The organism is Mycolicibacterium wolinskyi str. Jessa 2025 (assembly GCF_049241375.1).
GTDB lineage: Bacteria > Actinomycetota > Actinomycetes > Mycobacteriales > Mycobacteriaceae > Mycobacterium > Mycobacterium wolinskyi.
On sequence record NZ_CP185960.1, the window covers coordinates 6,827,644 to 6,842,713 of the forward strand.

Consider the following 15,070-nt stretch of genomic DNA (forward strand, 5'->3'; position numbering starts at 1 on the left):
CTGTGAACACCATGACTCGCCCTGCAGCGACAGGAGCGTCCGTCGATCTGGTCCGGCACGCTCGATTGCTGAGTGAAATCCGCGAAGCGGTGCTGTCCGGCCAACAGCCATCCCGGCAGCCGCGCCCGCTGGTCGCCCGATCCTGGGAGCGGCTGTGCACACACGGCATTTCTCCTGACGACTGCGCGCGGTCGACCTCGGTGAGTTTGTCCGAGGTCGAGAACCGGCGGAGCCGAAGCGACTTGCGGAAGGTGCTGCCCGACCTGCGGGCGGTCCTCGGGTCCGCGGCCGCCTCTGCCGACTTCGTGGTGGTCATCGCAGACAACGACGGAGTCGTTCTCTGGCGCGAAGGAGCACAGACCATCCGCCGCACCGCCGATCAACTCGGCTTCGTGGAAGGCGCCAGCTGGGCAGAAAACGAGGTCGGCACCAACGCGATCGGCACCGCCCTCATCGAGAACACCGGAATCACGCTGTTCTCCGCCGAGCATTACGCCCGCCGCCAGCACAGCTGGTACTGCATCGGTGAACCGGTACGCGATCCGCGCTCCGGAGACATCCTCGGCGTGATCGACATCAGTGGGCCCGCGATGACGTTGCATCCGTCGACGGCCGGGCTGGCGCAATCAGCCGCCAGGCTCGCCGAAGCCACCTTGTGGCGGCTGCATCGAGAAAGCCTGGACCGCCTGTGCGAGCAGAGCGCCGCCCTGCTCGCCGGCGCAGCCCCGGCCCTGGTCGTCGACGAACGCGGCTGGGTCGCCTGCGCGCGAGGTTTGGAGAATCCCGGGCGCATCGCAGCCCCGTCACCCGGCACCGCCGTATTCGTTCCTGGGCTCGGCTTGACGGTCCCGGAACCGCTTGGCCACGGCTGGATCCTTCGTCCGCAGCAGGTCGACGCGCACGTAGAACTCGAGCTCGACCTCGGCGACACACCTGAGCCACTATTCGTGGCGACGTGACCTGGACACGCGGACTTTCCCCCCGCCACGCCGAGATCCTGCGGATGCTCGCCCAAAACACTGGGCAGGGCGTCAACGCAACCGACCTCAGCATCGCGCTGTACGGCAACACCGAACACACCGTGGCCGTTCGCTCGGAGATCTCACGCCTGAGAAAACGTCTCGGTGCCATCATCACCGGGCAGCCCTACCGATTCTCCGACCAGGTCGTCGTACGTGTACTCACCGGCCTCGAGCCGGCCTGAGGCCGAGACAAGTCGCTGATGTCGATCGTCATCTCGGAGCGGGCGGCGAGTCGTCCGAACTCGCGGACTGTCCCTAAGCAACACGTCTTTCCAACGCGGATCGTCGTCTCATACCCATGTCAGAAATGACATCCAGTTGACACAGATACTGAGACTGTGACATCTCGTTTGAGAAACGACAGCTCAGCTCCTGTAAACGTCATGCTGAACAGCGGCAACCAATCATTAATACTTCTAATGCCAATGAAGAATCATTAGCTGTACTTGCACGACTGGCGTACTTACCGTCGGAGGTGTGAACTCCCCCGTGCTGCTCGGCTTCCTCACGACCATGGCGCTGATCGCCGCGATCGGCGCACAGAACGCCTTCGTACTGCGCCAAGGCATTCGCCGTGAGCATGTGGTGCCGGTCATCGCGGTCTGCACGATCTCTGACCTCATCCTCATCGCTGCCGGCATCGCCGGCGTCGGCGCACTCATCACCGCCCACCCCGACGCCGTGACGGTCGCGAAGTTCGGCGGCGCAGCATTCCTCATCGGCTACGGCGTGCTCGCCGCCCGCCGCGCTTGGCGCCCCTCAACCCTCAACCCCTCCGAACGCTCCCCCGCCCGACTCGCCGAAGTCCTCATCACCTGCCTGGCCCTCACCTGGCTCAACCCCCACGTCTACCTCGACACCGTCGTACTGCTCGGCACCCTGGCCAACGAACACCACAGCCAGCGTTGGCTTTTCGGCGTCGGCGCGGTCGCGGCAAGCGCACTGTGGTTCACCAGCCTCGGCCTCGGTGCCCGTCGCCTCGCCGGCCTCTTCGCCACCCCCATGACCTGGCGCATCCTCGACGCCATCATCGCCGTCATGATGATCGCCCTCGGCATCGGCATGGCCCTCTCCTGAACAACAAAGGCGGGGCACCCGATCAAGGTGCCCCGCCTCTGTGTCGTCGTGCGTCAGCGGCCGTTGCCGAACGTCGGCGTGATGTCACCGACCGTGGCCTGATGCTGAATGTCATGCACCCACTGATGATGGGTCACATCAGCAGCAGCCGGCGCCGCCAAACCAACCAGAGCGGCAGCAAAACCGGTAACGATGGCGCCGGCAAATCCAAACTTCTTCATGGCAAAGCCCTTCTGTCTCAGATTCGAGCCGTGGCAGATGTCGCGGTTCGGATGTCTCCTCCACCGGTTCGGGGGATTCCTACCCGGTCTGACACCCACAACAGCCCGCCCAACACGGTTAATTCCACTGGCAGAAATTGACCGCCACCTGGCAGAAACCGAACATTCTGGGCGCGACCGTCGGGGGCCCCGGCTAACGTTTAGGTGGTGACGGTGTCTCGATCACGTGCTGCCCGGGTCTACGCGGCTGCGGCCGTCATTCTCACGCTCGCCGCGTGCGGACAGGCCACGCAGCCACAGCCCGACCCGACGACGCCGGCGATGACGGCACCTGCCGCAGCGGTGACGACGACACCGCCCGTCGTTCCTATGGGTGACTTCTCGCCGGTCGCCAAACTCGTGAACGATGCGATTGCGGCACATCGGTTGCCGGGTGCGGTGGTTCAGGTCGGGCACGCCGGCAACATCGTCTTCCGTCAGGCGTTCGGCTCGCGCAAGCTCGCCGACGAACCGGGACTGGACGGGACGCCCGCGCCCGCCGAGCCGATGACGGCGGACACGATCTTCGATCTGGCCTCGCTGACGAAGAGCCTCACGACGGCCACCGCCATCATGCAGCTCTACGAACAAGGCAAGGTTCAGATCGACGAACCCGTGCAGACCTACCTTCCCGACTTCAACCCGGCTGACGATCCGCGCCGGGCACAGGTGACGCTGCGCATGTTGCTCACTCACACGTCGGGCATTGCAGGAGATCTGAGCCTCGACGGGCCGTGGGGACTGGACAAGGCCGACATGGTCGATGGCATTCGCCGTGCACTCGGCGCGTGGGTGGTGTTCGGCCCTGGCGAACTGTTCCACTACTCCGACATCAACTTCATCATTCTCGGCGCACTGATCGAGAAGATCACCGGCGAGCCGTTGGAAGATTACATACGGCACAACGTCTTTGAGCCCCTCGGTATGAACGACACCTACTATCTGCCCGCGGCCAAAGCATGTGGCCCACACCAGATCCGGGGAACCGCGATCGCTCTCGATCCAGGCGCGCCCGAAGTTGACGAGTGCCCGCCGGGCACTTGGAATACCGAGCTCTTGACGCGTGTCGCCCCCACCGCGGTGGACGGGGACACTCCGGGCCTCAACCCCGATTTCGGTCACCTGTTGCGCGGCACGGTCCATGACCCGACGGCCCGGCGCATGGGTGGCATATCAGGAAGCGCCGGGGTGTTTTCGACTGTCCACGACGTCGGCCTGTTCGCGCAGGCTCTACTCGATCGCCTCGCCGGCCGGCCGAGCGCGTTCCCGCTGACGCGCTCGACCCTGGAACTGATGACGACGCCACAGCAACCCGGACGCACCGCCGCGCAACTGGCAGCCGCGAACAACGCCGCCCGCGAAGCGATCGAAAACTCGCCCAACACAACGGATCCCCTGCTTGCTCCGCACTATCCTGCAATCGCCGGGCAAGATCTCCGCGGCTTCGGCTGGGACATCGACACCGCGCATTCCCGACCACGTGGTCTGATCTTCCCGATCGGCAGCTTCGGCCACACCGGATTCACCGGCGTGACGCTGTGGATCGACCCCGGATCAAACACCTACGTTGTCGTTCTCGCCAACGTCATCCACCAACGCGGCGGCCCACCGATCGCGGGACTGAGCGGCGAAATCGCGACAGTGACCGCACGGGCCCTGCATCTGTATGGGACGTAGCCAACCTCAACCGAGCTTGCGGCCCTTGACGTACACCTGCACAACAGCGTCGTCTCTCATGCCCATCAACAGCGTGAACAGCAGTCGGTCGCGGTCGCCGTCCTCGATCTGGGCCAGTGTTTCGGCCAGCAGTTCCTGGTGGTGGGGGTCGACCACCACGAAGTCGGCTTCCTTGCCTACGTCGAGGTTGCCGATCCGCGCTTCCAGGTCGAGCGCACGCGCCCCGGCGAGCGTCGCGGTGAACAACAGTTCGGCCGGATGCAGCGCAACCGCATGGTCTCCCGGCTCGGACATGTGCACTTTGAAGCAGTCGTTGAGCACACGGGGCATCAGCCACTCGTCGCCGGCGCTCACATCGGTGCCCAGCGACACGTTCACCCGACTGCGCACCGTGGAGCGCCACGGCATGACGCCGCTGCCGAGGAACAGCTGGGAGGTTGGACAGTGCGCGATCGACGTCGCGGTGTCGGCCATGCGGGCCAATTCGTCGGTGGTGCAGTGCACCGCGTGTGCCAGCACGCTGCGTGGGCCCAGCAGCGTCTTGCCCGCCGGTGTCGAGCCTTCACCGAATCTGCCGTCGTAGGTGTCCAGATAGGTTCGTACACCGTAGGTTTCGTGTACCGCCGCGACCTCGTCGACGTTCTCGTTGAGGTGAGTGTGGAAGTACACGCCCTGATCGCGGACCGAATCGTAGACCTCGCCGAGCGCGTGGAGGGTCTGCGCCGTCACCGACAGGGCGAACCGTGGCACCACCGCGGCGTGCACGAGTGCAGTCACCGGATCGCCGGTGTCGGCACCGTGCCACCGGTCGATTTCGGCCACCGCCAACGAGATCGCCGTCGTCTCGTCGGTGAGCAACGGCCCGGCCGACGGCGGTCCCACGGTCTGGATGCCACGGCCCGATATGGTGCGCAACCCGGTCCGGATCGACTCGGTGAACAGAGCATCCTGAGCGTGGGGAAAAGCAGATCCGAACACCAGTGCCGTCGTCGTGCCGACGCCGATTCGGCGGCGGCAGAAGTCTCGCGCCGCCTGCTGTGCGTAGGCGGGGTCGGCCAGTTTGGCTTCGGCTGGAAATACGCAGCGCGCCAACCAATCCAGGAGCCGGCCGCCGCCGTAGGCGTCGGTGCAGTAAGTCTGCGGGAAGTGGATGTGCGTGTCGACGAACCCGGGTAGCAGGAAGGCGGGCCGGAAATCTACAGTTTCGGCGTCATCGCCGGGCCGGTCTGCGTACGCACCGCTGTAGGTGATGCGTCCGGTGTCGTCGACCACCACCACGCCGTCGGGCTCGCTGACCAGGCAATCGCGTACGTCGGCCAGCTCAGGGTTGCCGCCGATGTGCATCAGGTGCCCGCGATACGCCCGCGTCATCCCGTTCACCCGGTATTGGTCACGCCAGCCAGCCCTGCTGGAGATCCCAGGCCGGACCAGGTGGCGGGGCGTCGTCGCGCGTGACGGCGGCCTGGATGAGCCCGTATGGGCGGTCGTCGGCGTGGAACACCTCATTGTTGTTCTGCAGCCCGAACGGTGTCAGGTCGTAGACGAAGTGGTGTTTGTTGGGCGCCGACAACCGCACTTCGGCGATCTCGGGACAGCTCTCCAGCACGGCCTTCCCCATGTGAAAGAGGCTCTGCTGCAACGCCAGTGAGTGTACGACGGCGAACTGTTCGGTCAGCCGGGCCTTGACGCCGTCATACATCTCGTCCCAGGCCACATCGGTGGTGGTGAAGCGCCATTGCGCGATCAGCGAAGTCGCCATGACGCGGTCATGGGTGGGTTCGAGCACCGTGTACTCGTCGGTGAGGAAGCCGGCGAACTCCGAGCCGGTCGACTTCAGGATGACCAGATCTTTCAGTCCGCCGATCACCCATTCGCCGTCACCGTCGACGGTCACCGCTGCGGTGCGCGTCTCCTGCCCCCGGCGGATCCAGGTGTGGTCGTGCTCGGAGCCGTCGACAACCACTCGCTGCCAGGCGTATTCGTCGATCTCGATACGGGCGGCATCGACGGGTTCGACGTCATTCACGAAGTGGCGGGCCAGCGCCAGGCCGTAGTCCTCGATGGTCGATATACCGGGTTGTTTGGCATAGGCGTACACAGTCTGTTTCTGTGTGTCGGTGGGTAGCACCCGGGATTGATCACCGGTGAGGTGGGCGGCGCTGAAATCGCCGCGCAGACAGGTCGATACGTTGAGGTCGCGGATCTCGTGGCGGGGCCTGTCGCGGTAGATCCGCACCACGCGGTTCTCCGCCTTACCGTACTGGTGTTTGCCCAGAATGACATTCGACATGAATCAGCTCCCTCGGTACGTCGAATAGGCGAAGGGCGCCAACAACAGTGGCACGTGATACCTGTCTGAGGCGTCATCGATGGATACGGCGACCACGACTTCCGGGTAGAGGGCGTCGACTCCGTGCGCAGCGAAATAGGCGGCGGTGTCGAAACACAACCGGCATACATCGGGCACCGGACCGCTGTACAAGTCGGCGATCCTTCCGTCGCTGTCGGTGGCGGACTGCGCCAGCACGGCGCCGTCGGCTCCAATCAGTGTCACCGCCACCCCGACGGCCGGTCGGCCGGTGACGGCGTCGAGAACGTGGGTGCTGATGTGGGTCACGTCGTCGCCTCCTCGGTGAACAGACGTTGTAGACGGAGTCGGTTGATCTTGGCCAGCTCGCTGCGCATCACCCGGCGTTCGGTCTCATGATCGTTGCACAGCCGCTCGGTCAGGATGGCGAGAAGTTCCTCCGCGGAGCGCCCGCTGGCGCACACCAGGTACACGTAACCGAATTTGTCTTCGTAGGCCTGGTTTTTCGCCGCCAGTTCGGCGCGGACTGCGTCGTCGGCGTCTGCCACCCCGGCCTGTTCACGCGCCGACGACGCGTTGTCGACCCGTCCGCCGATACGGGGATGACCGTCGAGCGCGGCGTCGATCTCGGCGTCGGGTAGTTCGGCGAGGACCCGGTCGGCTCGGTCCAGCAGCGCATCGACGTTCCGGAACGGCGTACCCGCCAGCACGCGTCGTGCCCAGATCGGCGACGTGCACACCTCGAACAGCATATGCATGCGTTGCCGGTCGCTGAGCTGGTTGAATCCGGCGATGCCGAGCGCACGGTGGGTGGGCATGCCCGTCAGCGTAGATCGCCGAGGCGGCCGAACCGTGCCGCCGCGATCGGGTTGGCGTCGGCAACCAGGTCACCGAACCGGTAGTTGACGATCTTGGCGATCTCGATCAGCGCGAACGCCTTCTCCGCACCCGGAGAGTTGTCCATCCGCGCCCACCCGTTCTGCAGGACACGGTCGAAGTGCTCAGTCTCGCGGGCGCAGATGATCAGCGGGAATCCGAAATGTTCGCGGTAGGCGGTGGCCAGTGCGACGACGTCGTTGTGGTCATCCTCATCGAGATTGGACAGCGCAACGTGGTCGACGGCCAGCGCCCGGCCGGTTTCGTCTTCTGCGCCGAGGTCGGGAAACGCCCGGATCAATTGCAGTTGTTGTTCGGAGGAGCCGGTGAGCAGTGCGTCTTGGAAGGCTTCTCGCAGCGCGTTGGTGTCGGTGAACGGCCGGCGCTCGAATACCCGGTCGAGAACCCACTCGACGTTCTGCACCACACCGCCGAATACCTCGGTGAAACGGTGCTCGGTCATGGTGTTGACTTCATCGAGGGTTATCGTTCCACCGCCGGCCACCGGGGCGCCGCGCCCACCGAGGTGGAAGAACACGACGTTGAGCAGGATCGCGGCGATTGCGCCGATGCTGATGCCGCTGCCGAACAGCAGATCGATGCCGGCCGGCAGTGCTTGGGCCACATCGGGATACGACGTCACCCACAGCGCCAGCGCCAGGCTGGTGGTGACGATGATGAGGTTGCGGTGGTCGGTGAAGTCCACCTTGCCCAGCGTCTGGATACCGACGACCGCTACCGTCGCGAACAGCGTCAGCGCCGCCCCGCCCAACACGGGTTGGGGTATCGAGGACACCACGGCGGCGACCTTCGGCAGAAAGCCCAGCAGGATCATGATCGCGCCGGCGGCGGCCACCACCCAGCGGCTCTTGACCCCCGTCAGCCGCACCAAGCCGACGTTCTCCGAAAACGCGGTGTAAGGAAAGGAATTGAAGATACCGCCGATCGCGGTGGCCAGACCGTCGGCGCGCAGCACATTGCCGATGTCGGACGCTTTGATGCGCTTGCCGACGATTTCACCCGTGGCATAGGTACTTCCGGTGGACTCCACGGCGGTGATCATCAGCACGATGATCATCGTCAGACAGGCAACGACGTCGAATTTGGGCAATCCGAACAGGAACGGCTGGGTGAAGCCCACCGCCGACGCCTGTCTGACGTCGTCGAAGTTCATGTCCCCCAGGACGAATGCCACCACGCAGCCGGCGATCAGGCCGAGTAGGACGGCGATTGTCGCCAGGAATCCACGAAACACCCGCTGGATCGCGACGATGACGGCAATGGTGCCCAGCGCGTACAGCAGCCACCGCAGGTTGCCAGGATCCACCTCACCGGTGTGCGGGTTGGTGACGGCGTCATGCGCGCCGACCGGAACCAGGCAGAGGCCGATGATGGTGATCAACGTTCCCGTGACCACAGGTGGGAAGAAGCGCAGCAACCTTATGAAGACCGGGGCGATCAGGAAGGTGAAGATCCCGGCGACGATCACAGCGCCGTAGACGTAGAGCAGGCTCGCCGAGCCCCCGCCGTGGGCCAGCCCGATGGCGATGATCGGTGACACCCCGGCGAACGTCACGCCCTGCAACAACGGCAGTCGCACGCCGATCTTCCAGAACCCGACCGCCTGGATGATCGATGCGATACCGCAGGTGAACAGGTCGGCCGTGATCAGCTTGACGAGGTCTTCGGTAGGTAGGTCGATGGCGTTGGCGATGAGGATCGGCACCAGCACGGCACCCGCGTAGAAGGCCACGACGTGCTGGAAGCCGTAGGTGGCGAGCTTGGGAACCGGTGGCACCTCGTCGACCGGATGCACACGCTTCTTGCGCTTCTGGGTGATCGGTCCCGCCATCGTCCAAGGATGGGGCAGTTTGTGGCAGTTCGCACGCCGAGTGGCCGGGCCGGTCGCAGTACCGCTTGGCGAGTTCGCTGTTCACGCTGCACGGTACGGTCGCATTGATTACCGTCCGTGAATGGACCTCAACACCGTCGAGGTGGTCGACCGACCGACCCGTCGCGACGAGTTGTGGCCGCTCGCAACGGGTGACGCCATACTGGCCGGCGGCACCTGGCTGTTCTCCGAACCCCAGCCGCAATTACGTCGGCTGGTCGACATCACCGGGCTCGGTTGGACTCCGATCACATTGCACGACAGCGGGATCGAGCTGTCCGCGACATGCACCGTGGCCGAGGTGTCGCAGCTTTCGGACAGCCTGAGCGCCCATCGGCCGGACTGGGCGGCCGCGCCGTTGTTACGTCAGTGTTGCACTGCGTTGCTGGCGTCATTCAAGATCTGGCATCACGCCACGTTCGGTGGAAACATCTGCCTTTCGTTGCCGGCGGGGGCGATGATCTCGCTGGCCGTCGCGCTGGACGGTGAGGCCACGGTGTGGCGGGCCGACGGTAGCGACTACCGACTGCCCGTCGCAGACCTCGTCACCGGTGTCGGCACCAACGTACTGGCCACGACGGACGTGCTGCGCTGCGTGCACCTGCCGGCCGCGGCGTTGCGTGGCCGCACCGCCTACCGCAAGCTCGCGCCGTCTCCGTTGGGCCGCTCCGGCGTGGTGGTGATCGGTCGCCGCGACACCGCACCCGACGGTGGCCGGTTCGTACTCTCGGTGACCGGGGCGACCGTGCGCCCCTACGTGTTCACGTTTTCCGAGGTACCCGACCTGCGTTCGGTGCACGATGCACACGCGTCGGTTCCGCTCGACGCGTGGACCGAGGACGCACACGGAGATCCGGACTGGCGGCGGGCAGTGACGCTGGTGCTGGCCGAACAGGTCCACTCGGAGCTGGCGTGAGCGTCACGGTCAACGGCCAGGTGATGCCCGGGGTGCCCCGGGCGGGCCAGTGTCTGCGAACTTTTCTGAGAGACCACGGCCACTTCGAAGTCAAAAAGGGATGTGACGCCGGAGATTGTGGGGCATGCTCGGTCCTGATCGACGGCGTCGCGGTCCATTCCTGTGTTGTCCCGGCCTTTCGCGCAGACGGCCACAGCGTGACCACCGTCGCCGGTTTGGGCACCGCACTTGACCTGCATCCCCTGCAGCGCCGATTCGTCGAAGCGGCCGGGTTCCAGTGCGGCTTCTGCACGGCGGGAATGATCACCACCGCCTCGACTCTCACCGAACAACAGCATGACGACCTGCCCGAGAACCTCAAGGGCAATCTGTGCCGCTGCACCGGCTACCGCGCGATCACCGACGCGCTGGCCGGCGCCAACAACGTCGAAAAGTCAGGCGGTGCAGGACATTCAGTGGCCGCGCCGGCAGCCGTGCGAGTCGTGACCGGCACCGAGCAGTACACCATGGACCACCTGCCGCACGGCTTGCTGCACATGGCGGTACTGGGCAGTCCGGTGGCGCACGCGCGCATCGCCGCCATCGACACCGGCGCCGCAGCGTCGATTCCCGGCGTACGCCTCGTACTGACCCACCTCGATGTGCCGCGCATCGCGTTCTCCTCCGCCCGCCACGAAATCCGCGACGACGACCCTGACGACACCTACATTCTCGACAGCACAGTCCGGTTCGTCGGCCAGCGGGTGGCCGCCGTCGTCGCTGACAGCCTCTCGCTCGCCGAACAAGCTTGCCGCGCAATCATTGTCGACTACGAGCCGCTACCGGCGGTGTTCGATCCTGAGCTGGCTCGTTCCGCCGGGGCTCCGCTGCTGCACGCCGACAAGGGACCCGAGGCCCGCGTCGCCGACGCGTCGCGCAACATCGTCGCCGAACTGCACGGCGGCGTCGGCGAAGTCGAAGGCGCCCTGGCCGCCGCACACACCGTCGTGCGCGGCCGTTACCACACCCAACGGGTACAGCACGCGCACTTGGAAACCCACGGCTGTACCGGATGGCGCGACGACGACGGGCGGCTGGTGATTCGCACCAGCACTCAGGTGCCGTTCCTGGTCCGCGATGAACTGTGCCGCATCTTCGGCCTGGAACGCGACGCCGTGCACGTGTTCACCAAGCGCGTGGGCGGTGGCTTCGGCGGCAAACAAGAGATGCTGACCGAAGACCTCGTCGGGCTGGCCGTGCTGCGACTCGGCCTGCCGGTGCGCTACGAATTCAGCAGATCCGACGAGTTCACGGTCGCACCGTGCCGTCACCCATTCCGAGTGGACGTCACCGCGGCGGCCGATGGCGCCGGCACACTGACGGCGTTGACGATCGACGTACTGGTCGATGCGGGCGCGTACGGCAATCACAGTCCTGGCGTCATGTTTCACGGCTGCGCCGAGTCGATCTCGGTGTACCGCTGCCCGAACAAGCGCGTCGACGCACAAGCGGTCTACACCAACAACCTGCCATCCGGTGCGTTCCGCGGATACGGCCTGGGACAGGTCATCTTCGCAGTCGAATCCGCACTGGACGAGCTCGCACAGCGCTTGGGCATCGACCCCTTCGATCTGCGCCGCCGCAATGTGGTCAAGCCCGGCGACGTTCTGGTGGACGCGCATGTATCGGACGATCTGATATTCGGCAGCTACGGCTTGGACCAATGCCTCGATCTGGCCCAGACCGCGCTTGCCGCCGGCAACGAGGCCTGCGCACCAGTCGGCTGGCAGGTCGGCGAGGGTATGGCCATCGCCATGATCGCCACCATTCCGCCACGCGGGCACTTCGCCGAAGCCGCACTGTCGTTGCGCCCCGACGGGCAGTACGAGTTATCGTTCGGCACTGCAGAATTCGGCAATGGGACCACCACGGTGCACCAACAGCTCGTCGCCACCGTGATGAACTCCACCACCGACCGGATCCACATCCGGCAATCCGACACCGACGTATGTGGTTATGACACCGGAGCATTCGGTTCCGCGGGCATCGTCGTGGCCGGCCGCGCGGTGCTGGCCGCTTGCGAAACCCTGCGCGCCGGGATCGAGCGTGCGGCCGCCGAACTCACCGGAACCGACCCGCAATCGTGCGTGGTGGGCCCCCACGGTGTGCAGTGCGCCACCCGATTCGTCCCGTTCGCCGAGCTCGCGCTGCCGATGACCGCGACCGGTCACCACGACGGCACGCCCCGCTCGGTGGCGTTCAACGTTCACGCCTTCCGGGTGGCGGTCAACCCCGACACCGGGGAGGTGCGGATACTGCAGTCCGTTCAGGCCGCCGACGCCGGCGTCGTGCTCAACCCCGAACAGTGCCGAGGCCAGGTGGAAGGTGGTGTGGCACAGGCTATCGGCTCAGCACTGTACGAGCAGATGCACATCGGGACCGACGGCACGGTCCTCACTCGAACGCTCCGCAACTACCACATCCCCCAATTGGCTGACGTACCGCGCACCGAGGTCTACTTCGCCGACACGTACGACGAGCTAGGACCGCTCGGGGCCAAGTCGATGAGTGAATCGCCGTATAACCCCGTCGCCGCGGCACTCGCGAACGCGATCGCGCGCGCCTGCCGAATCCGCCCTCGGGAACTGCCGATGACACCCGCAAGAATCTGGCGCGCATTGCACTGCGCTCCCGGTGATGCCTGAGACACAGATGCGAGGGATCTGACTGCGACGCATTCCATTTCAACCAACCGTCGGTAGTTTCGACAGTCCGTGGATCACTTGCTGTGCGTCACTGCCGCTTCGCCCGCGGGAGTGGCGGGCCTCGGGGTCTCGTCCGACTCCTCGTCCTTGAATGCGGTGAGCCAGATCGTTGCGGCGACTGACAGTGCTGCGGCCACTGCGATGTAACCGGCGAAGGCGAGCACAGTGCCCGTGGAGGCGATCAGCGCAGCTGCGGCCAGAGGGGTGAAACCGCTACCGAAGATGGAGCCGAGCTGGTAGCCCATAGAGATTCCCGAGTATCCGACCCGGCTGTCGTAGATGCTGGCGAAAAAGGCCGCCATGGTTCCGTAAGTCGCGGCGTAGGGAGTGAAGATCAGCAAGTAGCCCAGCAGCGCGAGGCCGAAATTGCCGGTATCCAGTAGTAGCACCCACGGAACGCCCATGAGGCCCATGCCGATGTTCCCGATCAAGAACACCTTCTTGATGCCCACGCGGTCGGCCAAATGAGCGAAGGTTGGAATCAGGATCAGCGTGACGACTTGGCACAGCAGGATCAGCAACAGCATCTGGCTGTAACTGAAGTCGAGAGTGGTTGTTCCGTAGCTGAGGCTGTAGACCGCGGCACCGTAGATCACGACGCCATGCACAAGGTAGGCACCGGCCATCAGAATTACTTGCTTGCGGTATTGGCGCAGCACGCTCATCAGCGGGCTGGCTTCCTTCTCGTTACGCCGTTCCAGCCGCTTGAACTCGGGGCTCTCTTCGACGCGTAGACGAATGACGAGACCCACGATGACCAGTGCAAAACTCGCCAGGAACGGGATGCGCCAGCCCCACGCGACAAGTTGTTCCTCCGACATCATGCCCGTGGTGATCAGGAAGACGCCGTTGGCGATGATCTGGCCGGCCGGCGATCCCGCCTGGACCCAGCTTCCATACAGCCCACGTCGGTGCTTAGGGGCATGTTCGACGGTCATGAGAACGGCCCCGCCGTATTCACCGCCGACCGAAAGTCCTTGCACGAAACGGAGACACACGAGGAGCAACGGAGCCATGACCCCCATCGACTCGTAGGTAGGCAGCAAGCCGATCGCGCCGGTCGCCGTGCCCATGACGATGAGCGTCATGACAAGCATGGGCCGGCGTCCGACACGGTCGCCGAAATGGCCGACGATGAGCCCGCCGAGCGGCCTGGCAACGAAGGCGACGCCGAAGGTCGCGAACGAGAGCAGGGTGCCGACCAGCGGGTCATGAGAGGGAAAGAACACGTGGCGGAAGATCAGCGCGCTGGCCGTGCCGTAGATGAAGAAGTCGTACCATTCGATCGTCGTGCCGACGAAACTGCCGAGCGTGGCCTTCTTTGCGGGCGTGAGCATCGGGGAGCCTTTCTGCCGCCCTCAAACCTGAGGGGAATACGTGACCGGAGCTGAGGCGTGAGATCAATCACGCTAGGGGTGACGACCTCGGAAGCACACGGCCCGAGGAGACAAGTTCGACGGGAGATCTTTGGCAGTCGATGACACCCTCCCGGGAAGACATACCGACACCGAAAGAGCGTGGCCGAGGTTCGTCGGCATCAAGCCAGGGCGGCCTGCTGCTTGGTGCTCGTGCCGAGGTGGGTGACCTGAATGCCGACGTGGGTCTTGTGCCGGATGTTGATCCCGATCAGGACGGGCGTGAGCCCCTCAAGAAGACGGCTCATCTCAAGCGATCCCGCGTCGACGACACGCAGTCCCGCGATACGCTCCAACGCCGCGGCAGCCACCTGCTTGGCCTCCGGCTCGCCGCAGATCAGCGTGTCCTGATCGAGGGGGCGGGCAAGGTTGCGCAACGCGGCCGCGCTTATCGTGTGTAGACCCGACGCGAGCGCAACCTGGTCATCGATCGCCGAACGGGCCTGTTGGGCAGCGGAACCGTGCCAAGGGTCGATCAGATGTGTAGGCCGTCCGCCCACGGCGGTGGCAAGTGGAACCGTCGTGTCGAGCAACACCTGACCAGGACGCCACTGGTCGGCGACGCCTCTGAGTATCGCGACGTGGCTGGCGAACGGTACCGCCGCAACGACCAGTCGATCGGCTCGCGCCACTGCTTCGCCGTTTCGGCACCCGATGAACTTGCCGCCGCCGACGCGCTCGTGGGCCAGCTCAGCAGCACGCTGGGCGCGGTCGGCATCGCGAGAGCCGAGGCAGACCGTGTACCCCACGACGCCGAGTCGTAGCGCAAGGCCGAAGCCCAGATTTCCGGTTCCACCCAGGATGGACACCGTCTCGCTGACCACATCATGAGTTGCTGCGGGAGATTTCGAACTTGGTGCCACGGTGCTCCTCCTCATCGGATC

At 65.1% G+C, this 15,070-nt stretch carries 12 protein-coding genes and 1 pseudogene; 5 read left to right on the forward strand and 8 right to left on the reverse strand.

The window, feature by feature from the left end:
* Positions 1–11 precede the first annotated feature (11 nt).
* Together ACOI2T_RS33840 and lysE are read left to right on the forward strand one after the other, a co-directional pair.
* Positions 12–1,204, forward strand: a pseudogene (locus ACOI2T_RS33840) (helix-turn-helix domain-containing protein).
* 295 nt (positions 1,205–1,499) lie between these two features.
* Positions 1,500–2,099: an L-lysine exporter gene (gene lysE, locus ACOI2T_RS33845; RefSeq protein ID WP_409505237.1), complete on the forward strand. Its 600-nt coding sequence runs from the start codon at positions 1,500–1,502 to the stop codon at positions 2,097–2,099.
* Positions 2,100–2,152: 53 nt separating this feature from the next.
* Here the strand turns inward: lysE and ACOI2T_RS33850 are convergent, their stop codons facing one another.
* Positions 2,153–2,320, reverse strand: coding sequence for a hypothetical protein (locus tag ACOI2T_RS33850; protein ID WP_409505238.1), 168 nt, complete (start codon positions 2,318–2,320; stop codon positions 2,153–2,155).
* Between the two features lie 204 nt (positions 2,321–2,524).
* On the opposite strand from ACOI2T_RS33850, the gene ACOI2T_RS33855 reads away from it, so the two are divergent.
* Positions 2,525–4,036, forward strand: a complete 1,512-nt coding sequence (locus ACOI2T_RS33855) for a serine hydrolase domain-containing protein (RefSeq protein ID WP_409505239.1) — start codon at positions 2,525–2,527, stop codon at positions 4,034–4,036.
* Positions 4,037–4,042: 6 nt separating this feature from the next.
* Here the strand turns inward: ACOI2T_RS33855 and ACOI2T_RS33860 are convergent, their stop codons facing one another.
* The 5 genes from ACOI2T_RS33860 to ACOI2T_RS33880 all read right to left on the reverse strand — a co-directional run bounded on the left by ACOI2T_RS33860 (position 4,043) and on the right by ACOI2T_RS33880 (position 9,072).
* Positions 4,043–5,407, reverse strand: coding sequence for a guanine deaminase (locus tag ACOI2T_RS33860; protein ID WP_409505240.1), 1,365 nt, complete (start codon positions 5,405–5,407; stop codon positions 4,043–4,045).
* Between the two features lie 19 nt (positions 5,408–5,426).
* Positions 5,427–6,326 (reverse strand): factor-independent urate hydroxylase, encoded by a 900-nt coding sequence (pucL, locus tag ACOI2T_RS33865; protein WP_409505241.1) that lies wholly within the window; start codon positions 6,324–6,326, stop codon positions 5,427–5,429.
* A 3-nt stretch (positions 6,327–6,329) separates the two neighbouring features.
* Positions 6,330–6,653 (reverse strand): hydroxyisourate hydrolase, encoded by a 324-nt coding sequence (gene uraH / locus ACOI2T_RS33870; protein ID WP_409505242.1) that lies wholly within the window; start codon positions 6,651–6,653, stop codon positions 6,330–6,332.
* Entirely contained in the window at positions 6,650–7,102 is a 453-nt protein-coding gene (uraD, locus tag ACOI2T_RS33875; RefSeq protein ID WP_421877468.1) for a 2-oxo-4-hydroxy-4-carboxy-5-ureidoimidazoline decarboxylase, read from the reverse strand. Before uraD ends, uraH begins: the two co-directional genes overlap by 4 nt.
* 65 nt (positions 7,103–7,167) lie before the next feature.
* Positions 7,168–9,072, reverse strand: a complete 1,905-nt coding sequence (locus ACOI2T_RS33880; RefSeq protein WP_409505244.1) for a PbuX/PucJ/PucK family nucleobase permease — start codon at positions 9,070–9,072, stop codon at positions 7,168–7,170.
* Positions 9,073–9,193: 121 nt separating this feature from the next.
* On the opposite strand from ACOI2T_RS33880, the gene ACOI2T_RS33885 reads away from it, so the two are divergent.
* Positions 9,194–10,027: an FAD binding domain-containing protein gene (locus tag ACOI2T_RS33885; protein ID WP_409505245.1), complete on the forward strand. Its 834-nt coding sequence runs from the start codon at positions 9,194–9,196 to the stop codon at positions 10,025–10,027.
* A complete protein-coding gene (locus tag ACOI2T_RS33890) occupies positions 10,024–12,711 on the forward strand; it encodes a molybdopterin-dependent oxidoreductase (RefSeq protein ID WP_409505246.1) in 2,688 nt (895 codons plus the stop codon). The genes ACOI2T_RS33885 and ACOI2T_RS33890 overlap by 4 nt, the downstream gene beginning before the upstream one ends.
* A 74-nt stretch (positions 12,712–12,785) precedes the next feature.
* Here ACOI2T_RS33890 and ACOI2T_RS33895 read toward each other — a convergent pair whose 3' ends face one another.
* Positions 12,786–14,108, reverse strand: a complete 1,323-nt coding sequence (locus ACOI2T_RS33895) for an MFS transporter (protein ID WP_409505247.1) — start codon at positions 14,106–14,108, stop codon at positions 12,786–12,788.
* A 200-nt stretch (positions 14,109–14,308) separates the two neighbouring features.
* The gene (gene npdG, locus ACOI2T_RS33900) at positions 14,309–15,049 is read right to left on the reverse strand and encodes an NADPH-dependent F420 reductase (RefSeq protein WP_409505248.1); all 741 of its coding nucleotides are present in this window, start codon (positions 15,047–15,049) and stop codon (positions 14,309–14,311) included.
* Between the last annotated feature and the right edge of the window lie 21 nt (positions 15,050–15,070).

Excerpts from the sequence above, each read along its gene's own strand:
- ACOI2T_RS33850 (WP_409505238.1), bottom strand. The coding sequence starts at position 2,320 with ATGAAGAAGTTTGGATTTGCCGGCGCCATCGTTACCGGTTTTGCTGCC.
- ACOI2T_RS33860 (WP_409505240.1), bottom strand. The coding sequence starts at position 5,407 with ATGACGCGGGCGTATCGCGGGCACCTGATGCACATCGGCGGCAACCCT.
- pucL (WP_409505241.1), bottom strand. The coding sequence starts at position 6,326 with ATGTCGAATGTCATTCTGGGCAAACACCAGTACGGTAAGGCGGAGAAC.
- uraD (WP_421877468.1), bottom strand. The coding sequence starts at position 7,102 with ATGCATATGCTGTTCGAGGTGTGCACGTCGCCGATCTGGGCACGACGC.
- ACOI2T_RS33880 (WP_409505244.1), bottom strand. The coding sequence starts at position 9,072 with ATGGCGGGACCGATCACCCAGAAGCGCAAGAAGCGTGTGCATCCGGTC.
- ACOI2T_RS33885 (WP_409505245.1), top strand. The coding sequence starts at position 9,194 with ATGGACCTCAACACCGTCGAGGTGGTCGACCGACCGACCCGTCGCGAC.
- ACOI2T_RS33895 (WP_409505247.1), bottom strand. The coding sequence starts at position 14,108 with ATGCTCACGCCCGCAAAGAAGGCCACGCTCGGCAGTTTCGTCGGCACG.